Genomic DNA, 21,765 nt, shown 5'->3' with positions numbered 1-21,765 from the left:
GGATCAGAATTCCTGCCAGTCGCCTTCGTCGCGCGCGGCCGGTTCTATGGCTGCCGCGGGCTTGGGTTTGGATGGAGTGGCGGCTACCGGCTTCGGCACGGGTTTCGGGCTGGCCGGTGGCGGCGCGTTGCCGATGCGGAACACGGCCACCGCTTCGGTCAGCTGGTTGGCCTGTTCCTCCATCGAACGCGCGGCGGCGGTGGCTTCCTCGACCAGCGCGGCGTTCTGCTGGGTGGTCTCGTCCATCTGCACGACGGTCTGGTTGACCTGTTCGATGCCGGCGCTCTGCTCCTGCGAGGCGGCGGAGATCTCGGCCATGATGTCGGTCACGCGCTGCACCGAGGTGACGATCTCGCCCATCGTGCTGCCGGCCTGGTGCACCAGCTGCGAGCCGTCGGCGACCTTGCCGACCGAATCCTCGATCAGGCCCTTGATCTCCTTGGCGGCGCCGGCCGAACGCTGGGCCAGCGTGCGCACTTCGGAGGCGACCACGGCGAAGCCACGACCCTGCTCGCCGGCACGCGCGGCTTCCACCGCGGCGTTGAGCGCAAGGATATTGGTCTGGAAGGCGATGCCGTCGATGACGCTGATGATGTCGGCGATCTTCTTCGACGAGGCTTCGATGGCCGACATGGTGGTGACGACCTGGCCGACGATCTCGCCACCCTGCGAGGCCACGCCATGTGCGCCCTGCGCCAGTTGGTTGGCCTGTCGCGCATGTTCGGCGTTCTGGCGCACGGTGGAGGTCAGTTCCTCCATCGAGGCGGCGGTTTCTTCGAGGTTGGCGGCCTGCTGCTCGGTACGGCGCGACAGGTCGTTGTTGCCCTGCGCGATTTCGGAGGCGGCCAGGTTGATGCTGGATGCGGCGCTCTGGATGCGGCCGACGATGCCGGTGAGGTGTTCGATGGTGGCATTGGTGTCGGCGGCGAGTTCGCCGAAACGGCCCGGCAGCTTGTCGTCGCTGCGCCGCGACAGGTCGCCCTCGGCCACGGCGGACATGGTCCTGCCGATTTCGGAGATGCCGTGGTCGGCGGTGACCATCAGGTTGTTGAGGGCGTCGATCAGTTCGGCATAGACGAACTGGAAGCGGCCGGCGTCGCCGCGCTGGCCGAAATCGCCGGCCACGGCGGCGTCCACCAGCTTCTTGAGCTCGTGGTTGACGCTGAGCAGGCTGGCCTTGACCGCGTCCACCGCGGCGGTGGCCTGCGCCTTCTGCCCGGGAAAGCGGGCCACGTCGCGCGACAGGTCGCCGCGACCGTAGGCGGCCACCACGTCCAGGATCTGCGCGGTGTCTTCCAGGTGGGCGCCGACCAGCGTGTTGATGCCCTCGGCCATGTTGCCGTAGGCGCCGGGGAAGCGCTCGGCGTCGATGCGATGGTCGATGTTGCCGGCGGCGTGTTCGCTGGCCATGCGCGTCTGCGCGGCGGCGAATTCGCCGAGGGTGGCGACCATGCCGCGCATGGCGCGGGCCAAGGTGCCGATCTCGCTGGCGTCGTCGTGGCTGATTTTGCGTTCGAGGTCGCCGCGCGCGACCGCGTTGGCCAGGTCCACCACGTCGTGCAGCGGGCGCACGATCGAGCGGCTGGTGCCGACGGCCGCCGTCGCCGCCAGCAGCAGGGCGACGATGGCCAGCACCGAGATCGCCAGCAGGCTGAAGCGGTAGCTCTGCTCCTGCGCGTCCACCGACTGGTCGAGCAGCCGGATGTTGTGCTCCACCAGTTCGGTCAGCTTGTCGGCGGTGGCCTGGCGCAGGTCGGCGGCGGCCTTGGCCGGTTCCATGTCGCCGACTTCGAGGGCGGCGACCAGGGCCTTGCTGTTGTCGAAGTAGCGGTCTGCGCGCGCCATGACCTCGCCGTACAGGGCGCGGTCGCGGGGATCGCTGATCTTGCGTTCGTAGGCCTTGGCCAGGGTGAAGAATTCCTGGCTGCCCTGTTCCAGCTCGGCGGCGTATTCGGCGCGCTTGGCCTCGTCGTCGACGCTGGCCACCAGGCCGCGCTCGCTGACCCGGTATTCGGCCAGCATGGTGGACAGCCGGCCCAGGTCGCGGATCGCCGGCACCGAGTCGGTGGTGACCTTGCGCGCCATCTTCTGGGTGTTGCCCATGCGCTGGGCGGCGAATCCGCCGGTGATCAGGATCAGCAGGGCCAGCGCGGAGAAGCCGATGGCAAGGCGCTTGCCGATGGAAAGATTCTGGAACATGGGAACTCCGGGCAACAATGGAATCGCGGCTGGGACGGCCGCTGCGCGGACGGGAAGACGCAGCGGTGACGGTTGCCCGGCGCGGACGGTACGAGCCCGGCGCCGGGCTTTTGACAACTAGCGGCGATGCCGGGGAAACCTTGAGCCGGGAAGCGCCGGCGGCCGTCAATGCCTCAGAAGTACAGCTGCGCCCGCAACTGCAGGATTTCCGGTTGCACGTGGTTGCCGCCGCGGCGGGCGTCGGCGCGGATGTAGTTGGCCTGGAACTTCAGGTGGCTGCCGAGGTACCAGTTGGCGCCCAGCGTCCAGTTCGACTCGCGGCCGCCGTCGATGCCGGCGTCGTCCAGGTCGATGTGGCTGTAGCGGGCCAGCAGTTCCACCGCGCCGTATTTGCCGGTGGCCTTGGGATTGGCGACGTTGCCGCCGCCGTAGCTGCGCGACTGGCCGGTGAGCAGCCAGCTGCCGAGCAGGTACCAGCCGTCGCCGCGGTAGTCGGGCAGGGCGTGGCGGTGGGTGGTCTGGCGCAGGTATTCGCCCTGCAGCGACCACGGGCCTTCGATCCACAGCGCTTCCAGGCCGTGGCGGTCGATGCGACCGACGTCGCGCAGGGGGCCCGAATCGACCAGCCGGGTGCCGGTCAGCGAGGCCTCGGGCTTGGCCCGCCAGCGCACGTTGGGGGCGATTTCCACGCCCAGTCCATTGGTTTCGGCATGGGGGTGCTCGCGGGTGGCGGAGGCGCCCAGGTGCAGCACGCGGGTGCTTTCCTTCCACGGGGTCCACGCCAGCCGCACGGCCTGGCTGTCGCCGCGGTTGTTGCCTTGCAGGTCGTGGCCGTAGGCGCCGGCGTTGAGCAGCCAGCGCGGCCGTTCCAGCGCCCAGCTGATGCCGATGCGGCGGCCCTCGTAGAACGCCTGCGTGGGCAGGCTGTTTTCCATGAAGGCGCCGTTGCGGGTGGCGGTGTTGCCCTCGAAGCCCAGCGGCAGCTTCATCTGGCCGATGCGCCACTTGCCGATGTCGCGGCCGGTCAGGCCCTTGCCGTCCAGCCGCAGCGCCACGTCCATCCAAGTGTCGGACTGGAAATCGTAGGCGGCGGTGAAGTCGTACAGGCCCTTGCGCTTGAGCGCGACGCCGAATTCCTTGCGGCGCCAGTCGTGGTCGTTTTCCAGCGCGCTGCCGTCGGCGTCGAAGTGGTTGACGTCCCAGGCGAAGTTGCCGGCGAGCGCGACCTCGGTGCCGTTGGCGAAGGTCAGCTTCGGTGGCCATGCGCTGGCCTGCGTCTCGGCGAACACCGGGGCGGCGAGGGCGAGCAGGGCGAGTGGGGCGATGCGTTTCATGCGAGTGTCCTTGGATTCAAAGACTCATTACCCAACAGGGCGCGAGGTGAATGCCCCTCTCCCCTGGGGAGAGGGGTTGGGGCGAAGCCCTCGTGCGGCTTGATTCAAACAGCGGTATCCCGGTTGTCTTCCCCCCCGGGCGCGTGGCGACGCGTTCGTCATCACGATCGCCGGTAATTCTTTGCGGCGCGGCTTCGCCCGAACCCTCATCCGCCCCTACGGGGCACCTTCTCCCGGAGGGAGAAGGAAAAACCCCTCAAGCCGCCTGCGGCACGCGCAGCGAGCGCACCAGCCCGCCGACGTCGACGATCAGCGCGACGCGGCCGTCGCCGAGGATGGTCGCGCCGGACACGCCGCCGATGCGGCGGTAGTTGTTCTCGATGTTCTTGACCACCACCTGCTGCTGGCCGAGCAGTTCGTCCACTTCCAGCGCGATCTTCTGGCCGTCGCCCTCGACCACCACGACGAGCGGGTCGGCGTGGCTGTCGGTGCGGTAGCCGTAGTAATTGCCCAGCGACAGGATCGGCAGGTACTCGCCGCGCACGCGCAGCACGCGGCCTTCGCCGGCCATCGTGCGGATGTCCTCGGCCTTGGGCTGCAGCGCTTCGAGCACGTAGGCCAGCGGCAGGATCAGGGTTTCGCCGGCCACCGACACGGTCATGCCGTCGAGGATGGCCAGGGTCAGCGGCAGCCGGATCAGCACGCGGGTGCCGGCGCCGGTGTGGCTTTCCAGCTGCACTTCGCCGCCGAGGGCCTGGATGTTGCGGCGGACCACGTCCATGCCGACGCCGCGGCCGGACAGGTCGGTGACCGCGTCGGCGGTGGAGAAGCCGGGCTGGAAGATCAGGTCCCAGACCTGCGCGTCGCTCGGGTTGTCCGGGATCGCCAGGCCGCGCTCGTGCGCCTTGGCCAGGATCTTGTCGCGGTTCAGGCCGCGGCCGTCGTCGCTGACCTCGATGACGATGTGCCCGCCCTGGTGCGAGGCGGCCAGGGTGATGGTGCCGGTCTCGTCCTTGCCGGCCTGCTTGCGCACGTCGGGCATTTCCAGGCCGTGGTCGATGGAGTTGCGCACCAGGTGCACCAGCGGGTCGGCGATCTTCTCGATCAGGCCCTTGTCCAGCTCGGTGCCCTCGCCAATCGTGCGCAGCCGCACCTGCTTGCCGAGGCGCGAGGAGAGGTCGCGGACCAGCCGCGGGAAGCGGCGGAACACGGCGTCCACCGGCAGCATGCGCACACCGATGACCGCTTCCTGCAGGTCGCGGGTATTGCGTTCGAGCAGGTCCAGGCCGGCCAGCAGGCGCTCGGCGTGGCTGGGGTCGAGGCCGCCGGAAACCTGCTTGAGCATGGCCTGGGTGATGACCAGTTCGCCGACCAGGTTGATCAGCGCATCGACCTTGTCGACGCTGACGCGGATCGAGCTTTCGGCTTCGTGGGCGGCGTTGGCCGGGGCATTGCCGGCCGCCGACGGGCGCGGGGCCGCTTCCGCGACCGCTTCCTGCACCGGCGCGGGCGCGCTGGTGGCCAGGCTGGGCGGTGCGAGGACCGGCTGGATGTCCAGCTCGCAGTCGTCGACCACCCAGGCGAAGGTGTCCTCGATCTTGCTGCGCGGGATGCGCCCGGTCAGGCCCAGGTCCCAGGCGATGTAGGCTTCCAGCGGGTCCATCTGCTCGAAGCCGGGCAGGCGCTCCATGCGCGCGTCGACTTGCAGCGGGCCGAAGGTTTCCAGTTCGCGGATGATGCGCAGCGGGTCGTTGCCGCTCATGAACAGCGACGGTGCGGGCACGAAGCCGATCTGCCAGCCTTCCGGCTCGGCCGTTTCTTCCTGCTTGGCCACGACCGGCGCGGCGGCGGTGCCGGACAGCACGGCCTCCAGGCGTGCCTTGACCGCCGCGACGGCGGCGGGATCGGCGGGTTGGCCGTGCTCGGCCTCGCGCAGCAGCGCGCGCAGCACGTCCACTGAGGCCAGCATCGCGTCCACCGCGGCGGCTTCCAGCGGGCGCTTGCCGGCGCGCAGCTCGTCCAGCAGGGTTTCCAGCACGTGGGTGACGCCGGCGATGGTGTCGAAGCCGAAGGTGCCGGCGCCGCCCTTGATCGAGTGCGCGGCGCGGAACACCGAGTTGATGACCTCCGGGTCCTGTTGCCCGCCCTCCATCTCCAGCAGGCCGGCTTCCATCGCATCCAGCCCTTCGCGGCTTTCCTCGAAGAAGGTTGCGTGGAAACGTTGCAGGTCCATGCTCATCGGCGCGGGTTCCGGGTCAGGGGTGGGGAAGGCGGGGCGGGGGGATCAGCCCAGGACTTTCTGGACGGTGGCGACCAGCTGTTCGGGGTTGAACGGCTTGACCAGCCAGCCGGTGGCGCCGGCGGCCTTGCCTTCGGACTTCTTGTCGGCGGCCGACTCGGTGGTCAGCATCAGCATCGGGGTGAACTTGTAGTCCGGCAGCTGGCGCAGTTCGCGGATCAGCGAGATGCCGTCCATGTTCGGCATGTTCACGTCGGTGACCACGGCATTGAACTTGGCACCCTTGGCACGGCCCAGGGCGACGGCGCCGTCTTCGGCTTCTTCCACGGAATAGCCGGCCGAGGTGAGGGCGAAAGAGACCATCTGGCGCATCGACGCCGAATCGTCCACCACCAGGATACGTGCGCTCATACAGCGTTCTCCACAGATTTCGTTGTGTCAGGGGTTGCTTCCAGACCGAGGGTCTGGAGGACGCCGAGCAGGCGCGCGGCGTCGCGGAGGGTTGGGGTCGCGTTGTCGAAGACGGTGCCGTGGCCAGCCTGGCGGCGGGCCAGCACGAAGGCGCACAGCACCTGGATGGCGGCAGTGTGGATGCGCCCGACCTGGCCGGCATCCACGCGCAGTTCCCCGGCCTGCGCCAGGTGCGCGGACAGGTGTTGCTTCAACTCGCTGGTGGACTCGATGCCGAGGTCCTGGGCCAGTGCCACAGTGCTCATCGTTGCTCCGGACAAACGGTACTGGACCAGATAGCGGCAAGCCGGCGGGGTTCTTTAGCGGCGTGAAGGCCGGGATGCGATTCCGTGAACGGGTGCGCGGAATGGGGGGATGCCGCTTTACGTAGGTGCCGGGCTTGCCCGGCACGGGGCTTGGCCGGGAAGGGCACATGCGGGGCAAGCCCCGCATCTACGGTGCGGGGGTGGTGCTGGCCTTGGTCGCGTCTTCGTGCAGCGACTCGTTCAACTGGTCGACCACGATGGCCCAGACGCCATCGCTGTCGATCTTCTCGCGCAGGAACTGGCGCTGGCCTTCGTTCCAGTACGCCGCTTCACCGATGCCGGTTTCGCATGGCAGTTGGTGGTTCCTGATGAACTGCGCGATGCCCTGTTCGCTGGCATCCAGCCCGAGCTGGAGGAACAGGTTGGTCATGCGCGGGAGGGTTTCGTCCATCGGGATGCCGGCAAGCAAGGGAATGGCCGATACCATAGCCCATGCCCCGCTTGCCGGTGGCAACGCGTGCCGTTGCGGTCAGCCGGCGCGGGCCGTGCGGACGATGGCAGCGGCCGCGGCGGCGGACTTCTTCACTTCATCCCACTGGCCGGCCCGGATCCATGCGTCCTGCACCATCCACGAGCCGCCGATGCAGACCACGTTCTTCTGCTTGAGGTAGTCGCCGGCGGTGGCCTCGGTGATGCCGCCGGTGGGGCAGAGCTTGAGCTCGGCGATCGGCCCGGCCACGCCCTTGATCATCGCCAGTCCGCCCACGGCGGTGGCCGGGAACAGCTTGCAGATGCGGAAACCGCGCGCTACCAGTGCCAGCAGTTCGGTCGGGGTGGCCGCGCCGGGTACCACCGGCAGCGGCGCCTCGGCCAGCGCGTCGGCCAGGTGCGCCGGGGTGCCGGGGGTGACGAGGAAGTCGGCGCCGGCGTCGACGGCCTGCTGCATCTGCGCGACGGTCAACACGGTGCCGGCGCCGACCACCACGCCGGGCAGTTCGCGCTTGAGCATGGCCAGCGCTTCCATCGCCACCGGTGTGCGCAGGGTCAGTTCGATGACCGGCAGGCCGCCTTCCAGCAGCGCGGCGCTGACCGCGCGGGCCTGGTCGAGGGTGTGGACGGTGACGACCGGCAGGATGCCGGCGGCGGTGAGCAGGTGTTCGGCGCGATCCTGGTGCTGGGCGATGGTCATGCGGTCCTCGGTTGTAATGTTTTCAAGCCCCTCTCCCATCGGGAGAGGGGTTGGGGTGAGGGGCGAACGGAGCCCGGATGGTCAACCATCATGGACTTCGCTTGCCCCTCATCCGCCCTTCGGGCACCTTCTCCCGAAGGGAGAAGGGAACAGCATCAAGCATCCTTGGCTTCGTGCGGGGCGGCAGCGGCGGCGGCATCGTGGCCGAGTTCGTACTCGGCGTCGTATTCCCACACGCTGCCGTCGGGCCGGGCCGGGCCGCAGGAGATCGAGATCGCGCCCTGGTCGGCGGGGCCGACCACGCGGCGATTCACCGCGAACAGGTTGCGGCCCAGGTCGTTGCCGGCCGGCGCGGTGTTCGGGGCGAGGCCGCGCGCGGCCCATTCGGCGGCGTCCACCAGCACCTCCAGGGTGCCGGCTTCGCCATCGAGGCGGATCATGTCGCCTTCGCGGATGCGGGCGATCGGGCCGCCGCGCGCCGCTTCCGGGGTGACGTGGATGGCGGCCGGGATCTTGCCGGAAGCACCGGACAGGCGGCCGTCAGTGACCAGCGCCACGCGCCGGCCCTGGTTCTGCAGCAAGCCCAGCAGCGGCGCCAGCGAGTGCAGTTCCGGCATGCCATTGGCGCGCGGCCCCTGGTAACGTACCACCGCCACGAAATCCTGCGGCAAGGCGCCTGCGGCATGCAGCTTGTTCAGTACCTGCGGTGCATCGACCACCACCGCAGGGGCCTCGATGTGGCGGTACTGCGGCTTGACCGCCGACAGCTTGATCAGCGAACGGCCCATGTTCCCGCGCAGCAGGCGCAGGCCGCCCTGCGCTTCGAACGGGTTGGTGGCTGCGCGCACCACCTCGGTATCGGCGCTCTCGGCCACGGCCGGCACGTAAGCCACCTTGCCGTCGATCAGGCGCGGTTCCTGCGCGTAGGCGCGCATGCCGCCCTCGGCAATGGTGGGCAGGTCGCCGTGCATCAGCCCGGCGTCCATCAGCTCGCGGAATACGAAGCCCGGGCCGCCGGCGGCGGCGAAGCGGTTCACGTCGGCCTCGCCGTTGGGGTAGACGCGCGCCAGCAGCGGCACGATCTGCGAGAGCTGGTCCATGTCGTCCCAGGTCAGCACGATGCCGGCCGCGCGCGCCACCGCGATCCAGTGGATGGTGTGGTTGGTGGAGCCGCCGGTGGCCATCAGCGCGACGACGGCGTTGACGATGGCGCGCTCGTCGATCAGCCGGCCCAGCGGCCGGAAGTCGTCGCCCAGCGCGCAGATTTCCAGCGCGCGCGCGGTGGCGGCGCGGGTCAGCGCGTCGCGCAGCGGCAGTTCCGGGTTGACGAAGGAGGCGCCCGGCAGCTGCACGCCCATCGCTTCCAGCAGCACCTGGTTGGAGTTGGCGGTGCCGTAGAAGGTGCAGGTGCCCGGCGCGTGGTAGGAGTCGGACTCGGCCTGCAGCAGTTCCTCGCGGGTCGCCTCGCCGGCGGCGTAGCGCTCGCGTACCTCGGCCTTCTTCTTGTTGGGAATGCCCGGCGTCATCGGCCCGGCCGGCACGAACACCGCCGGCAGGTGGCCGAACGCGAGCGCGCCGATCAGCAGGCCCGGCACGATCTTGTCGCACACGCCCAGGTGGATGGTGGCGTCGAACATGTCGTGGCTCAGGCCGATGGCGGTGGCCTGGGCGATGATGTCGCGCGAGAACAGCGACAGCTCCATGCCGCCGCGGCCCTGGGTGACGCCGTCGCACATCGCCGGCACGCCGCCGGCCACCTGCGCGGTGGCGCCCAGTTCGCGCGCGGCGTCGCGGATCAGCTGCGGGTAGTGCTCGAACGGCTGGTGCGCCGAAAGCATGTCGTTGTAGGCGGTGATGATGCCCAGGTTGGGCGTCACGTCGCCGCGCAGCCGGCCCTTGTCGGTCGGGCCGCAGGCGGCGAAGGCGTGGGCCAGGTTGCCGCAGCTCAGGCGCGAACGGAACGGGCCCTCGCGCAGCGCGGCCTCGATGCCCGCCAGGTAAGCCGCGCGCGACGGGGCGCTGCGCTGGCGGATGCGTTCGGTGATGGCGTGGATTTTCGGATGCAGGCTCATTGGCTACCGGCTATGAGAAGAGTGGGGGAGGAGACACGGCGGATGCAGGGAGCAGGAAGGTTCCCGTTCCGCATTCCCGGTTTCATGCGCACCAGTGCACGTGCAGCTTGGCGCCGGGTGTGTCGATCGCCGCCAGCACGGGGTACTTGTGCACGTCGCCGGATTCCAGCGCGGCGTTGAGCACGTCCAGCTTCTGCTTGCCGCGCAGCAGCAGCAAGCGCTTGCCGATCGGCGCCAGGCCGCGCGGGGTCAGGGTGATGCGCAGGGGCCAGTCGTTCGCGACCGGGCAGCCGGTGGCGTCCAGCGCGGCATAGGGCTGCTTGCTGCCCAGGGCCAGTTCGAGATCCCTGGAACCGGGGAACAGCGAAGCGGTATGGCCGTCGTTGCCCATGCCCAGCACCACCATGCAGGCCGGCTGCGAATGCGAGGCCAGCAGGTTGGCGTCGTGCACGCATTCGGCCAGCGGCTTGCCCACCCGCACCAGCGGGTCGAAGTGCGCGCCCTCGGCGAGCTTGAGGAAGTTCTCGCGCACCAGCCAAGCGTTGCTGTCGCGGTCCTGCGGCGACAGCCAGCGTTCGTCGGCCAGGCCCACTTCCACGCGCGCCCACTCCAGCGGGTGCTCGGCCAGCCGCGCGTATACCGGCGCCGGGGTGGTGCCCCCGGACAGCAGCATGCGGGCGCGGCCGCGCAGGCGGATTTCCTCGGCGAGGATCGCCGCCATTTCCCTGGCCACGTTCTCGCTCCAGCCTTCCGCGTCGGAATGGCGGGTCAGGGTGAGGCGGTCGGAAACGAGTTCGCTCATGGCTGGGCTCCGGGGTGCGCCCGTTCCGCATCGACCGCGCAGGCGGCGGCGCCGAGCAGGCCGGGGCAGGGGTGGACGATGGCCAGCGAGGGCACCTGCGACAAGGTGGCGGTGAAACGGCCCTTGCTTTCGAAACAGTGGCGGAAGCCGGAATGCTGCAGCGGTTCCAGCAGGCGCGGCACCAGCCCGCCGGTCAGGAACACGCCGTCCCAGGCGCCCTGCACCAGCACGGCGTCACCGGCGATGGCGCCGAAGATTTCCATGAACACCTCGATGGCGCGCATCGCCACCGGGTCGCCGGCGGCAGCGCGCTCGCTGACCTGCGCCGGCTGCAGCTGGCCCGGGTCCTGCCCGGCGATTTCGGCCAGCGCGCGGTGCAGGTTGACCAGGCCGGGGCCGCAGATGAGGCGCTCGTTGGAGACGCGGCCGAACTGCCGGGTGAGGATTTCCAGGATGCGGATCTGTTCCGGGGTGGCCGGGGCGAAGCTGGCATGGCCGCCTTCGGTGGCCAGCGGGTAGTTGCGGCCATCGCGCACCAGCAGCCCGCCCACGCCCAGCCCGGTGCCGGGGCCGAGCACGCAGTAGTTGCGCGGCTGGCCGGCATCGGCCGGTTGCCACTGGGCGCCACCGATCTGCACCACGTCCTGCGGTTGCAGCAGGGCGATGCTCATCGCCTGGGCGACGAAGTCGTTGATCAGGTGCAGCGTGCCGAAGCCCAGCTGCGCGGCGGTACGCGAGCGCGAGATCACCCACGGGTGGTTGGTGATGCGGGCTTCGTCGCCGTCCACGCGCCCGGCCACCGCGAACACGCCGGCATGCGCGCTGGCATCGTGCTCGCGCAGGTAGCAGGCGGCGGCCTCGGCCAGCGACGGGAAGCGGGCGACCGGGTATTCGCCGATGCTGTCCTGGTCCAGCGGCGTGGCGGCGCGGGTATCGGCCAATGCGAAGCGGGCGTTGGTGCCGCCGATGTCGGCAACCAGCACGTGGTTGGCGGCAGCACTCACAGACCGGTTTCCACGCGGTTTTCGGCGACCAGTGCTTCCGGCAGGAACTCGTGCGACTGCTGCGGCCCCCAACTGCCGGCCGGGTAGGGCTGCATCGGCAGGTCGGCGGCCTTCCACGCGTCACTGACGCTGTCGATCCACGCCCAGGCCGCGCGCACCTCGTCGTCGCGCACGAACAGCGCGTGGTTGCCGTTGAAGGCGTCCAGGAACAGGCGCTCGTAGGCGATGCGGCGGTGCAGGCCGGTGGGCACCGACAGTTCCAGCTCCAGCGGCTGCAGTTCCAGCGCGCCCCATTCCGGGCCGGCCAGCGAGCTCATCAGGCCGAGCTGGATGTTTTCCTGCGGCTGCAACTGGAAGGTCAGGCGGTTGGGCTGGGCTGCGTGGCGGTCCGGGCGCTCGAACAGCCAGTGGGTGACCGGCTTGAGGTTGACCTCGATGCGGGTGGTGCGCTCGGGCAGGCGCTTGCCGGTGACCAGGTGGAACGGCACGCCGGCCCAGCGCCAGTTGTCGATGCGCGCGGTGACGCCGACGAAGGTTTCCGCCTCGCTGCCTTCCGGCGGCTGGTAGGCCTGCGCCGGCTGGCCGTCGATGGTGCCGGCGACATAGCGGCCGCGCACGCTGTCGCGGGCGGCATGGGCGGCGTCGAGCGGGCGCAGCGCGCGCAGCACCTTGACCTTCTCGTCGCGGATGCGGTCGGCCTCCAGCGAGGCCGGCGGCTCCATCGCCACCAGGCACAGCAGCTGCAGGATGTGGCTCTGCACCATGTCGCGCATCGCGCCGGAGCGCGAGTAATAGGAGTCGCGGCCATCCACACCGTCGCTCTCGGCGACCAGAATGTGCACCGATTCGATGTAGTTGCGGTTCCACACCGCCTCCAGCAGGGTGTTGCCGAAGCGCAGCGCCATCAGGTTCTGCACCGCGGCCTTGCCGAGGTAATGGTCGATGCGGAACACCCGGTCCTCGTCGATCAGCGCGCCGATCGATTGCAGGATTTCCTCGGCGCTGGCCGAGTCCGAGCCGATCGGCTTCTCCAGCATCAGCCGGTGCGGCGCCGACAGCGCGCCACCCAGCGCCAGCCCCTGGCAGGTGGAGATGTACAGGCCCGGCGGGATCGACAGGTAGCTGACGCAGCGGCGGTTATTGAACTCGCGCACCGCCTCGGCGATGGATTCGGGGTTGCGCAGGTCCACCGAGCGGTAGTCGATGCGGTCCAGCAGGTTGTTGACGTCGTCCCGGCTGGCCTGCGGCAGGGCCTGTTCCAGGCGCGGGCGCAGGATGTCGTGGAATTTCTCCGTGTCATGCGGCGAAAGCGCCATCGCGCGTACCCGGAAATCCTCCGGGAGCAGGCCGTCGCCGAGCAGGCGCAGCAGGGAAGGAAACAGGTAACGCTGGGCCAGATCGCCTGTGGCACCGAACAGGAGAAGGGTGTCGTGCATGGCTCGAGTTTCGTGCGCTGGTGACATCGTTGTCAATCGCCTTTTTCTTGTGTTCCCGCGGGTATTCCGCCAATGGCATGTCCACGGTTGCGATCGCTGGCGCGAGAGGTGGCCGACGCGCGAGCCGGGGGCCGCAGCCCTGCCGCACGCTGTCCGCATGCCGGGCCGCTGGCGTCCCCATGGTCGAAACCGTGAACCCCCGATGGTGCCATGACCAAACGTCCGCGTGGCAGAATGTTTCGACTGTATTCGTATTCGGAAGATCGCCCCGGCCGCCGCCCGTGGCCACGAAAGAGCGAGGCAAGCGATGGCGGATGTGCGGTTCGATGCGGTGCGCAAGGTCTACGACAACGGCCAGGTGGCCGTGCACGGGGCCAGTTTCGGGATAGCCGATGGCGAGCTGATGGTGCTGGTGGGGCCATCGGGCTGCGGCAAGTCCACGCTGCTGCGGATGGTGGCCGGGCTGGAGGAGATCACCGGCGGCACGCTGTCCATCGGCGGGCGCGTGGTCAACGACGTCGCGCCGAAGGACCGCGACATCGCGATGGTGTTCCAGAGCTACGCGCTGTACCCGCACATGACCGTGGCCGAGAACCTGGCCTTCGGCCTGAAGCTGCGCGGACACGGCAAGGCCGAGGTGGCGCGGCGGGTACGGGGCGCCGCCGACATGCTGGGGCTGGCCGGCATGCTCGACAAGCTGCCGCGCGCGATGTCCGGTGGACAACGCCAGCGCGTGGCGCTGGGCCGGGCGCTGGTGCGCGAGCCGGCGGTGTTCCTGCTCGACGAGCCGCTGTCCAACCTCGACGCCAAGCTGCGCCATTCGGTGCGCACCGAGATCGCGCAGCTGCACCGCACGCTGGGCACGACGATGATCTACGTCACCCACGACCAGGTGGAGGCGATGACGCTGGGCCAGCGCATCGTGGTGCTCAACGAGGGCGTGGTCCAGCAGATCGACACGCCGATGGCGCTGTACGAGCGCCCCGCCAACCTGTTCGTCGCCGGTTTCCTCGGCAGCCCGGCGATGAACGTGTTACGCGGCCGGCTGCTCGATGGCCCGCGGTTGCAATTGCGGAACGACCGCGTGCTGGCGCTGGATGGCGCAGCGGTGGCGCGGGAAGGGGTGGGGCGCGAGGTGGCGGTGGGCGTGCGCCCGGAGCACCTGCAACCGGCTGGCGAGGGCGAGGCCGCCCTGTTCGTGGCGACGGTGGAAGGCGTCGAGCCGGTGGGCAACGAGATATTCGTCAACGTGATGCTGGATGACGCGCCACTGGTGATGCGCGTGGCGCCGCGGCCGCTGCCGCCGGTGGGTGGCGAGCTGCCGCTGGTGCTGCGCGCCGACAAGCTGCACTTCTTCGATGCGGCGACCGGCGTGCGGCTGTAGGAGCGCACCTTGGTGCGCGACAGGCGTTACCGGGAAAGCCCCATCGCGCACCAAGGTGCGCTCCTGCGGAAGATCAGCGCGCCAAGCCTTCGACAAGCGGCAACACCTTCGCCGCACTGCCGGCAACACTCAGCCCTTCTTCACCGGTATCCAGCGGCAGCACCGCCAACGCCAGCTCGCCGGCAACGCTCACCAGCGTGCCGATGGCGTGTCCGTCTTTGCGGACCTCGTCGCCGGGTGCGGCGCCTGCGGTGATTTCCAGCAGGGTGGCCGCGCGCTTGGCCTTGCCGAGGAAGTGGGTGCGGGCGACGATTTCCTGCCCGGGGTAGCAGCCTTTCTTCACGCTGTAGGCCGCCAGCCGTTCCAGTCCCAGTTGCTGTGGCGTCCATTGCTCGCGCTGCGATGGGTCCAGCCGCGGCAGGCCGAAGCGCAGGTCGGACCGGCGCCAGGCCAGTTCCGCCGCCGCATCGTGCGCGGCATCGCCGGTGGCGGACAGGCGCAGCGTGCGCGGGCACGCCGGGTTGCCGACATCCAGTTCGATCGTGCCGTCGTCCAGCCGGGCCAGGGCAGCGCCGGTTGCGGCGGCGGAGGGCTGGAATGCGCCCTCGACGGAAAAGCCGTCGGCCCGTTCGATGACCAGCTTGCGGCGGAAGACGAAGCGGCGCAGTTGTTCGGCTATCGCCTCAATCTCGCCGTCGTGGCACACCAGCAGCAGGCGCCCGGCATCCAGCCGCAGCAACTGGAAAACCGCCAGCACGCGGCCCTTGGCGGTCAGCCACGTGCTCCATTGCCAATGGCCATCGGCCAGCGTGCCCACATCGCTGGCGAACTGGGCGTGGGCGAAGGCGACGGCATCGGGGCCGGAAAGGCTCAGCAGCTGCGGCTGGCGCAGTGTGCGGAAACCGTTGAAAGCGGGGGCGAGGTTGTCAGACACGTGAACGAGGACTAAAATTTGTGCGTTGCGAGACCGATGATGATAGGCCAAACAACCCCAACTCCCGAGCCCGAGGCCGAAGCTCCGCTGGAGCCGGAGAAGCAGCCGCTTCCCGGCGCTGCAACGGTGCCGGAGGAAATCGGCGGTCGCGGCGGACTGGATCCGGTGCGATACGGTGATTGGGAGAAAAACGGTCGCTGCATCGATTTCTGAGCAGCGTTAGCCAACGCGGCAACCCGCCGCCCAGCCGAGATAACGAGTCAGCGAATGGCGAACAGACCCCGCCCCCTTTCTCCGCACCTGCAGGTGTATCGCTGGCAGATACAGATGGCCACCTCGATCCTGCATCGAGCCACCGGCATCGTACTGTCCGTAGGCGCCCTGATCATTGCCGGCGGCCTGCTCGCCCTGATGATGGGCCCCGAATCCTGGAACTGCTTCACCACCCACGCCGGCGCGTGGTACGGCAAGGTGATCCTGTTCGGCTGGACCTGGTGCTTCGCCTACCACCTGTGCAACGGCATCCGCCACATCGTGCAGGACTTCGCCATCGGCTATGCCAAGGCGACCTTCATCCGCAGCAGCTGGATGTCGGTGATCGGCTCGCTGGTCATCACCGCGCTGGTCTGGGCCTACGTCTGCTGCTTCGGAGGCGCCGCATGAGCAAGTACCGCACCCCCCTGAAGAACGCACGCGGCCTCGGCAGCGCCAAGTCCGGCACCGTGCACTTCATCCACCAGCGCCTGACCGCCACCGCGCTGGTCGCGCTGACCATCTGGTTCCTGTGCTTCGTGCTGAGCCTGGTCGGCGCCGACTACGTGACCGCGGTGACCGCCGTGGCCAAGCCGTGGAACGCAATCGCGCTGGTCGGCTTCCTGGTCGCCATGTTCTGGCACGCGCAGCTCGGCCTGCAGGTCGTGCTGGAGGATTACATCCACAACTCGTTGCTGGCCCTGGCCCTGCAGACCACGGTCAAGTTCGTCGCCGTGCTCGGCGCGATCGTCAGCATCTTCGCGGTCGCCCGCGTCGCGCTTGGGAACTGATACATGTCCGCTTACAACATCACCGAACACAAGGTCGACATGGTGGTCGTCGGCGCCGGCGGCGCCGGCCTGCGCGCGACCTTCGGCCTGGCCCAGAAGGGCCTGCAGACCGTCTGCATCACCAAGGTCTTCCCGACCCGCTCGCACACCGTGGCTGCGCAGGGCGGCATTGCCGCGGCGCTGGCCAACATGGGCGAGGACGACTGGCGCTACCACTTCTACGACACCGTCAAGGGCGGCGACTGGCTGGGCGACCAGGACGCCATCGAGTACATGTGCCGCGAGGCCATCCCGTCGGTGATCGAGCTGGAGCACTACGGCGTTCCGTTCTCGCGTACCGAAGACGGCAAGATCTACCAGCGCCCGTTCGGCGGCATGACCACCAAGTACGGCGAAGGCCCGTCGGCGCAGCGTACCTGCGCCGCCGCCGACCGCACCGGCCACGCCATGCTGCACACGCTGTACCAGCAGTCGCTGGCGCACGACGCGCGCTTCATGATCGAGTATTTCGCGCTGGACCTGATCTTCGACGACGAGGGCGTCTGCCGCGGCGTGCTGGCGCTGGACATGGCCGAGGGCACCCTGCACCTGTTCCGCGCCCACGGCGTGGTGCTGGCCACGGGTGGCTACGGTCGCGCCTACTTCAGCGCCACCTCGGCGCACACCTGCACCGGCGACGGCGGCGGCCTCGTGGCCCGTGCCGGCCTGCCACTGCAGGACATGGAGTTCGTGCAGTTCCACCCGACCGGCATCTACGGCGCCGGCTGCCTGATCACCGAGGGCGTGCGCGGCGAAGGCGGCATCCTGCGCAACGACAGCGGCGAGCGCTTCATGGAGCGCTATGCACCGCACTACAAGGATCTGGCCTCGCGCGACGTGGTCAGCCGTTCGATGACCATCGAGATCCGCGAAGGCCGCGGCGTCGGCGAGCACAAGGACCACATCCTGCTCGACCTGACCCACCTCGGCCCGGGCGTGATCGACGAGAAGCTGCCGGGCATCGCCGAGAGCGCCAAGATCTTCGCCGGCGTGGACGTGCACAAGCAGCCGATCCCGGTGATCCCGACCGTGCACTACAACATGGGCGGCATCCCCACCAACTACCACGGCGAAGTGGTGCGCAAGGTCGGCGACAACCCCGATGCGGTGGTGCCGGGCCTGTACGCCATCGGCGAGGCCGCCTGCGTGTCGGTGCACGGCGGCAACCGCCTCGGCTCCAACTCGCTGCTCGACCTGGTGGTGTTCGGCCGCGCGGTGGCCAACCGCTGCGCCGAGACGATCAAGCCGGGCGCGCCGCACAAGCAGCTGCCATCCGACGCCTGCGACAAGGCGCTGGGCCTGCTGGACAAGCTGCGTCACGCCAACGGCGACACCCCGACCGCGGTCATCCGCGACCGCATGCAGCGCACGATGCAGGCCGACGCCGCGGTGTTCCGCACCAGCAAGACGCTGGCCGAGGGCTGCGTGAAGATGGCTGAGGTGTTCGACTCGTTCCAGGACGTCAAGGTCTCCGACCGCTCGCTGGTCTGGAACTCGGACCTGATCGAGACCTACGAGCTGAACAACCTGCTGCTCAACGCGGTGGCGACGATCAATTCGGCCGAGCAGCGCCACGAGAGCCGCGGCGCCCACGCCCACGAGGATTACCCGGACCGCGACGACGTCAACTGGCAGAAGCACACGCTGGTCACCGTCGACGAAAAGGGCAAGTGCAGCTTCGACTACCGGCCGGTGCACATGTACACGCTCACCGACGACGTCGGCGTCGTGCCGCCGAAGCCGCGCGTCTACTGATCCGGGGAACCTACGAACATGGCTGAATTTGCACTTCCGAAGAATTCCCGGATCACCCAGGGCAAGCATTTCCCGGCCCAAGGCGGAGGGAAGAACCTGCGTACCTTCAAGGTCTATCGCTGGAGCCCGGACGACGACCAGAACCCGCGTACCGACACCTACGAGATCGACCTCGACGCGTGCGGCCCGATGGTCCTGGACGCGCTGATCAAGATCAAGAACGAGATCGACCCGACCCTGACCTTCCGCCGCTCCTGCCGCGAGGGCATCTGCGGTTCGTGCGCGATGAACATCGACGGCACCAACACTCTGGCCTGCACCCGCGCGATCAGCGACTGCGGCAAGGCCGAGGTGCCGATCTACCCGCTGCCGCACATGGACGTGGTCAAGGACCTGGTGCCGGACCTGACCCACTTCTACGCACAGTACGCCTCGATCAAGCCGTGGATCCGCACCCAGACCCCGGCGCCGTCGGACCGCGAGCGGCTGCAGTCGCCGGAAGACCGCAAGAAGCTCGACGGCCTGTACGAGTGCATCCTGTGCGCCTGCTGCTCGACCTCGTGCCCGAGCTACTGGTGGAACGGCGAGCGCTACCTCGGCCCGGCGATCCTGCTGCAGGCCTACCGCTGGATCATCGATTCGCGCGACGAGGACACCGGCGCCCGCCTGGACGACCTGGAAGACCCGTTCAAGCTGTACCGCTGCCACACCATCATGAACTGCGCCCGCACCTGCCCGAAGGGGCTGAATCCGGCGCTGGCGATCGCCGAGATCAAGAAGCTGATGATGGCGCGCCGCGCCTGATGCTGTATTCCCTTCTCCCGTTGATGGGGAAGGACGATTAGCCCCTCTCCCCACGGGAGAGGGGTTGGGGTGAGGGGCGATGTAGTCATGATGGTTCAGTTCTCATTGATTACGTTTGCCCCTCATCCGCCCCTTCGGGGCACCTTCTCCCGGTGGGAGAAGGGTGAAAGGCACGGCACACAATGCAAACCGACGACGAAATCGAACTGAAGAAACTGCGCTGGCGCTGCCGGCGCGGCATGCGCGAACTGGACCAGTTGTTCGGCCGTTACCTCGACCGTTGCTGGCGGCAGGCGCCTACGCCGGAGCGCGCGGTTTTCCTGCAGTTGCTGGAAACCGAAGACGACAAGCTGTGGCGCTGGTCGATGGGCTACGAGGCTTGCCCCGATGCGCAGCAGGCGCGACTTCTCGAATACATCCGCACCCTTCCGCCATGAGTGGCGGCCTTCGCGCTGGTTGACCTGCGCGCTGATATTGCTGGGTCTGCTGGCGGCACTCTCGTTGTTGAACTGTGGGTTGGAAGCGCCACTGGCATGGCCGCTGGCGCTGCTTGCCCTGGCCGGCAGTCTGGGACTGGCACGGCGCGAAGCCGATCACCCCACTTGCCAATTGCTGTTGTCACCGGCATCGGCAAGCGTCGATGGCGAGGTGGTGGAAATGCCGGAACTTCTCGAATACGGGCCACTGGCAATCCTGCGCTGGCGCGCGGGGAAGCGCCGCGGGCAACTGGCGTTCTGGCCGGACACGCTGCCGCGCGCGCAGCGACGTGAACTGCGACTGGCCGTGCGTGCCCACGCCGTTTCCCGTTAGCCCGCGGGAATGGCAACATGGCGCGACCTAAACGGCACATGCGCATGTTCAGACCCTTACCCGTCGCAATCGGATTGCGCTACCTGCGCGCCAAGCGCCGCAACGGCTTCATCTCCTTCATCTCGCTGGCCTCGATCCTCGGCATCGCGCTCGGGGTGACGGTGCTGATCACCACGCTGGCGGTGATGAGCGGTTTCCAGAAGGAAATCCGCGACCGCCTGCTGCAGATGTCGGCCCATGCCACGGTCAGCGCCGACGGCGAGCCGATGACCGACTGGCAGCATGCGGTGGACGTGGCGATGAAGGACCCGCGCGTGGCCGGCGCGGCGCCCTACATCGAGATACAGGGCATGCTGGCCGGCCCGCGCGTGCAGGGCGCGGTGGTGCAGGGCGTCGACCCGGCGCTGGAGCCGAAGGTGTCGGTGCTGGGCGAGAAGATGCAGAAGGGTTCGCTGGACAGCCTGCAACCGGGCGAGTTCAACATCCTGCTGGGCAAGGAGCTGGCGTTGTGGATCGGCGTCGATGTCGGCGACAGCGTAGTGGCGACGCTGGCCGAAATACAGGGCACCCCGGCCGGCGCGATGCCGCGCACCAAGCGTTTCAAGGTCAGCGGCATCTTCGAGGCCGGTTCCAACGAAGTCGACCGCGGCGTGGCCTTCGTCAACATGAGCGACCTGGAGCGCGTGCTGCGCACCGAGGGCGCCACCGGCGTGCGCCTGAAGCTGCACGACATGGACCAGGCCTACACCGTCGCGCGCGACCTCGCGTTGAACCTGGACGGCTACTACCGGGTGATGGACTGGACCCAGCAGAATGCCAACCTCTACCACTCGCTGCGCATGGAAAAGACGGTGATGGGCATCCTGCTGTCGCTGATCATCCTGATGGGCGCCTTCACCCTGGTGAACTCGCAGGTGATGCTGGTCACCGACAAGCAGGCCGACATCGCCATCCTGCGCACGCTGGGCCTGACCCCGGGCGGGGTGATGCAGGTGTTCATGGTGCAGGGCACGCTGATCGGCGTCATCGGCACCGTGCTGGGCGCCATCGGCGGGGTGACCCTGACCTTGAACCTGGAGCGCATCCTCGACGGCATCGAGAAGCTGTTCAACATCACCCTGCTGCCGGAGGACGTGTACTACATCACCGGGCTGCCCACCGACATGCAGGCATGGGACGTGACCGTCACGCTGCTCACCGCGTTGCTGATGAGCTTCCTTGCGACGCTGTACCCGGCCTGGCGCGCGGCGCGCACCCAGCCGGCGGAGGCACTGCGTTATGAATGAGAACACTCGCATGGAATCGGTGATCCGCGCAGAAGGGCTGGGCAAGACCTACGCCGAGGGCAAGATGCACACGCCGGTGTTCGACGGGTTGGAACTGGACGTGGCGCCGGGCGAAACCGTCGCCATCGTCGGCGCTTCCGGCGCCGGCAAGAGCACGCTGCTGCACCTGCTGGGCGGGCTGGATACCCCTACCGCCGGCGAGGTCTACGTGGCCGGGCAGCGCATGTCGGCCTTGTCCGACGCGCAGCGTGGTCGCCTGCGCAACCGTTCGCTGGGCTTCGTCTACCAGTTCCACCACCTGCTGCCGGAATTCACCGCGCTGGAAAACGTGATGATGCCGGTACTGCTGGGGGGCACCGACGTGGCCGCCGCCGGGCAGCGGGCGAAGGCCCTGCTGGAATCGGTGGGGCTGGGGCACCGGCTGGAGCACAAGCCGGGCGAACTGTCCGGCGGCGAGCGCCAGCGTGCGGCGGTGGCGCGGGCGCTGGTCAACCAGCCGGCCTGCGTGCTCGGCGACGAGCCCACCGGCAACCTCGACGACAAGACCGCCGCGACGGTGTTCGAGCTGATGCTGGAATTGAACCGGGCGCACCGCACCAGCCTGGTGCTGGTGACCCACGACCGCAGCCTGGCGCGCAAGCTGGAGCGGGTGCTGGAACTGCGCGAGGGGCGGCTGCACCAGCTGGCGCATTCCGAAGTGTGATCCGGCATCGCGGCTG

Annotated in this window: 22 protein-coding genes; 10 read left to right on the top strand and 12 right to left on the bottom strand. The window is 68.7% G+C overall.

Annotated elements, in window-relative coordinates; all coding sequences use genetic code 11:
- Positions 1-3 precede the first annotated feature (3 nt).
- From MIC98_RS10845 to zwf, 11 genes are all read right to left on the bottom strand, one after another.
- On the bottom strand, positions 4-2,199 hold the full coding sequence (locus MIC98_RS10845; protein WP_239737170.1) for a methyl-accepting chemotaxis protein: 2,196 nt from the start codon (positions 2,197-2,199) through the stop codon (positions 4-6).
- A gap of 173 nt (positions 2,200-2,372) precedes the next feature.
- Positions 2,373-3,533: a porin gene (locus MIC98_RS10840; protein WP_239737169.1), complete on the bottom strand. Its 1,161-nt coding sequence runs from the start codon at positions 3,531-3,533 to the stop codon at positions 2,373-2,375.
- Positions 3,534-3,789: 256 nt separating this feature from the next.
- Positions 3,790-5,772, bottom strand: coding sequence for a chemotaxis protein CheA (locus tag MIC98_RS10835; RefSeq protein WP_239737168.1), 1,983 nt, complete (start codon positions 5,770-5,772; stop codon positions 3,790-3,792).
- A 45-nt stretch (positions 5,773-5,817) separates the two neighbouring features.
- On the bottom strand, positions 5,818-6,183 hold the full coding sequence (locus MIC98_RS10830) for a response regulator (protein ID WP_239737167.1): 366 nt from the start codon (positions 6,181-6,183) through the stop codon (positions 5,818-5,820).
- The gene (locus tag MIC98_RS10825; protein WP_239737166.1) at positions 6,180-6,488 is read right to left on the bottom strand and encodes an STAS domain-containing protein; all 309 of its coding nucleotides are present in this window, start codon (positions 6,486-6,488) and stop codon (positions 6,180-6,182) included. Before MIC98_RS10825 ends, MIC98_RS10830 begins: the two co-directional genes overlap by 4 nt.
- Positions 6,489-6,675: 187 nt before the next feature.
- Entirely contained in the window at positions 6,676-6,939 is a 264-nt protein-coding gene (locus MIC98_RS10820; protein WP_239737165.1) for a DUF2789 domain-containing protein, read from the bottom strand.
- 78 nt (positions 6,940-7,017) lie between these two features.
- Positions 7,018-7,677 (bottom strand): bifunctional 4-hydroxy-2-oxoglutarate aldolase/2-dehydro-3-deoxy-phosphogluconate aldolase, encoded by a 660-nt coding sequence (eda, locus tag MIC98_RS10815; protein ID WP_239737164.1) that lies wholly within the window; start codon positions 7,675-7,677, stop codon positions 7,018-7,020.
- 155 nt (positions 7,678-7,832) lie between these two features.
- Positions 7,833-9,749 (bottom strand): phosphogluconate dehydratase, encoded by a 1,917-nt coding sequence (edd, locus tag MIC98_RS10810; protein WP_239737163.1) that lies wholly within the window; start codon positions 9,747-9,749, stop codon positions 7,833-7,835.
- An 82-nt stretch (positions 9,750-9,831) separates the two neighbouring features.
- On the bottom strand, positions 9,832-10,551 hold the full coding sequence (locus tag MIC98_RS10805) for a 6-phosphogluconolactonase (protein ID WP_057642085.1): 720 nt from the start codon (positions 10,549-10,551) through the stop codon (positions 9,832-9,834).
- The gene (glk, locus tag MIC98_RS10800; protein ID WP_057642084.1) at positions 10,548-11,555 is read right to left on the bottom strand and encodes a glucokinase; all 1,008 of its coding nucleotides are present in this window, start codon (positions 11,553-11,555) and stop codon (positions 10,548-10,550) included. The genes MIC98_RS10805 and glk overlap by 4 nt, the downstream gene beginning before the upstream one ends.
- Positions 11,552-12,991 carry a glucose-6-phosphate dehydrogenase gene (gene zwf, locus MIC98_RS10795; protein ID WP_345772159.1) on the bottom strand — a complete coding sequence of 480 codons (1,440 nt, stop codon included), beginning with the start codon at positions 12,989-12,991 and terminating at the stop codon, positions 11,552-11,554. Before zwf ends, glk begins: the two co-directional genes overlap by 4 nt.
- Positions 12,992-13,298: 307 nt before the next feature.
- Here zwf and ugpC point away from each other — a divergent pair, with 307 nt between their 5' ends.
- The gene (gene ugpC, locus MIC98_RS10790; RefSeq protein WP_239737161.1) at positions 13,299-14,375 is read left to right on the top strand and encodes a sn-glycerol-3-phosphate ABC transporter ATP-binding protein UgpC; all 1,077 of its coding nucleotides are present in this window, start codon (positions 13,299-13,301) and stop codon (positions 14,373-14,375) included.
- A 73-nt stretch (positions 14,376-14,448) separates the two neighbouring features.
- On the opposite strand, the gene MIC98_RS10785 is transcribed toward ugpC, so the two are convergent.
- Positions 14,449-15,309, bottom strand: coding sequence for a folate-binding protein (locus MIC98_RS10785; protein ID WP_239737160.1), 861 nt, complete (start codon positions 15,307-15,309; stop codon positions 14,449-14,451).
- A gap of 36 nt (positions 15,310-15,345) precedes the next feature.
- Between MIC98_RS10785 and MIC98_RS10780 the strand changes: the two genes are divergently transcribed.
- The 9 genes from MIC98_RS10780 (at position 15,346) to lolD (ending at position 21,749) form a co-directional block, all read left to right on the top strand.
- The gene (locus MIC98_RS10780) at positions 15,346-15,522 is read left to right on the top strand and encodes a DUF1674 domain-containing protein (RefSeq protein ID WP_338062560.1); all 177 of its coding nucleotides are present in this window, start codon (positions 15,346-15,348) and stop codon (positions 15,520-15,522) included.
- A 54-nt stretch (positions 15,523-15,576) separates the two neighbouring features.
- Positions 15,577-15,972: a succinate dehydrogenase, cytochrome b556 subunit gene (gene sdhC, locus MIC98_RS10775; RefSeq protein ID WP_057642080.1), complete on the top strand. Its 396-nt coding sequence runs from the start codon at positions 15,577-15,579 to the stop codon at positions 15,970-15,972.
- The gene (sdhD, locus tag MIC98_RS10770; protein ID WP_239737159.1) at positions 15,969-16,352 is read left to right on the top strand and encodes a succinate dehydrogenase, hydrophobic membrane anchor protein; all 384 of its coding nucleotides are present in this window, start codon (positions 15,969-15,971) and stop codon (positions 16,350-16,352) included. Before sdhC ends, sdhD begins: the two co-directional genes overlap by 4 nt.
- Positions 16,353-16,355: 3 nt before the next feature.
- The gene (sdhA, locus tag MIC98_RS10765; RefSeq protein WP_239737158.1) at positions 16,356-18,146 is read left to right on the top strand and encodes a succinate dehydrogenase flavoprotein subunit; all 1,791 of its coding nucleotides are present in this window, start codon (positions 16,356-16,358) and stop codon (positions 18,144-18,146) included.
- Between the two features lie 18 nt (positions 18,147-18,164).
- A complete protein-coding gene (locus MIC98_RS10760; RefSeq protein ID WP_239737157.1) occupies positions 18,165-18,950 on the top strand; it encodes a succinate dehydrogenase iron-sulfur subunit in 786 nt (261 codons plus the stop codon).
- A 182-nt stretch (positions 18,951-19,132) separates the two neighbouring features.
- Complete coding sequence (locus MIC98_RS10755; RefSeq protein ID WP_239737156.1) at positions 19,133-19,387, top strand: succinate dehydrogenase assembly factor 2; 255 nt, start codon at positions 19,133-19,135, stop codon at positions 19,385-19,387.
- Positions 19,338-19,760, top strand: a complete 423-nt coding sequence (locus tag MIC98_RS10750) for a hypothetical protein (RefSeq protein WP_239737155.1) — start codon at positions 19,338-19,340, stop codon at positions 19,758-19,760. The genes MIC98_RS10755 and MIC98_RS10750 overlap by 50 nt, the downstream gene beginning before the upstream one ends.
- Before the next feature lie 44 nt (positions 19,761-19,804).
- Complete coding sequence (locus MIC98_RS10745) at positions 19,805-21,046, top strand: lipoprotein-releasing ABC transporter permease subunit (protein WP_057639252.1); 1,242 nt, start codon at positions 19,805-19,807, stop codon at positions 21,044-21,046.
- Complete coding sequence (gene lolD, locus MIC98_RS10740; protein WP_239737154.1) at positions 21,039-21,749, top strand: lipoprotein-releasing ABC transporter ATP-binding protein LolD; 711 nt, start codon at positions 21,039-21,041, stop codon at positions 21,747-21,749. The genes MIC98_RS10745 and lolD overlap by 8 nt, the downstream gene beginning before the upstream one ends.
- Positions 21,750-21,765 lie beyond the last annotated feature (16 nt).

Source organism: Stenotrophomonas sp. NLF4-10 (genome assembly GCF_022359915.1).
GTDB classification, from domain to species: domain Bacteria; phylum Pseudomonadota; class Gammaproteobacteria; order Xanthomonadales; family Xanthomonadaceae; genus Stenotrophomonas; species Stenotrophomonas daejeonensis.
This window is presented reverse-complemented; position numbering and strand designations above follow the sequence as displayed.

What these genes read in the sequence shown, in the direction of transcription:
- MIC98_RS10845 (WP_239737170.1), bottom strand. Translation starts at nt 2,199, where the DNA reads ATGTTCCAGAATCTTTCCATCGGCAAGCGCCTTGCCATCGGCTTCTCC.
- MIC98_RS10840 (WP_239737169.1), bottom strand. Translation starts at nt 3,533, where the DNA reads ATGAAACGCATCGCCCCACTCGCCCTGCTCGCCCTCGCCGCCCCGGTG.
- MIC98_RS10835 (WP_239737168.1), bottom strand. Translation starts at nt 5,772, where the DNA reads ATGAGCATGGACCTGCAACGTTTCCACGCAACCTTCTTCGAGGAAAGC.
- MIC98_RS10830 (WP_239737167.1), bottom strand. Translation starts at nt 6,183, where the DNA reads ATGAGCGCACGTATCCTGGTGGTGGACGATTCGGCGTCGATGCGCCAG.
- MIC98_RS10825 (WP_239737166.1), bottom strand. Translation starts at nt 6,488, where the DNA reads ATGAGCACTGTGGCACTGGCCCAGGACCTCGGCATCGAGTCCACCAGC.
- MIC98_RS10820 (WP_239737165.1), bottom strand. Translation starts at nt 6,939, where the DNA reads ATGGACGAAACCCTCCCGCGCATGACCAACCTGTTCCTCCAGCTCGGG.
- eda (WP_239737164.1), bottom strand. Translation starts at nt 7,677, where the DNA reads ATGACCATCGCCCAGCACCAGGATCGCGCCGAACACCTGCTCACCGCC.
- edd (WP_239737163.1), bottom strand. Translation starts at nt 9,749, where the DNA reads ATGAGCCTGCATCCGAAAATCCACGCCATCACCGAACGCATCCGCCAG.
- MIC98_RS10805 (WP_057642085.1), bottom strand. Translation starts at nt 10,551, where the DNA reads ATGAGCGAACTCGTTTCCGACCGCCTCACCCTGACCCGCCATTCCGAC.
- zwf (WP_345772159.1), bottom strand. Translation starts at nt 12,991, where the DNA reads ATGCACGACACCCTTCTCCTGTTCGGTGCCACAGGCGATCTGGCCCAG.
- ugpC (WP_239737161.1), top strand. Translation starts at nt 13,299, where the DNA reads ATGGCGGATGTGCGGTTCGATGCGGTGCGCAAGGTCTACGACAACGGC.
- MIC98_RS10780 (WP_338062560.1), top strand. Translation starts at nt 15,346, where the DNA reads ATGATGATAGGCCAAACAACCCCAACTCCCGAGCCCGAGGCCGAAGCT.
- sdhC (WP_057642080.1), top strand. Translation starts at nt 15,577, where the DNA reads ATGGCGAACAGACCCCGCCCCCTTTCTCCGCACCTGCAGGTGTATCGC.
- sdhD (WP_239737159.1), top strand. Translation starts at nt 15,969, where the DNA reads ATGAGCAAGTACCGCACCCCCCTGAAGAACGCACGCGGCCTCGGCAGC.
- sdhA (WP_239737158.1), top strand. Translation starts at nt 16,356, where the DNA reads ATGTCCGCTTACAACATCACCGAACACAAGGTCGACATGGTGGTCGTC.
- MIC98_RS10760 (WP_239737157.1), top strand. Translation starts at nt 18,165, where the DNA reads ATGGCTGAATTTGCACTTCCGAAGAATTCCCGGATCACCCAGGGCAAG.
- MIC98_RS10755 (WP_239737156.1), top strand. Translation starts at nt 19,133, where the DNA reads ATGCAAACCGACGACGAAATCGAACTGAAGAAACTGCGCTGGCGCTGC.
- MIC98_RS10750 (WP_239737155.1), top strand. Translation starts at nt 19,338, where the DNA reads ATGCGCAGCAGGCGCGACTTCTCGAATACATCCGCACCCTTCCGCCAT.
- MIC98_RS10745 (WP_057639252.1), top strand. Translation starts at nt 19,805, where the DNA reads ATGTTCAGACCCTTACCCGTCGCAATCGGATTGCGCTACCTGCGCGCC.
- lolD (WP_239737154.1), top strand. Translation starts at nt 21,039, where the DNA reads ATGAATGAGAACACTCGCATGGAATCGGTGATCCGCGCAGAAGGGCTG.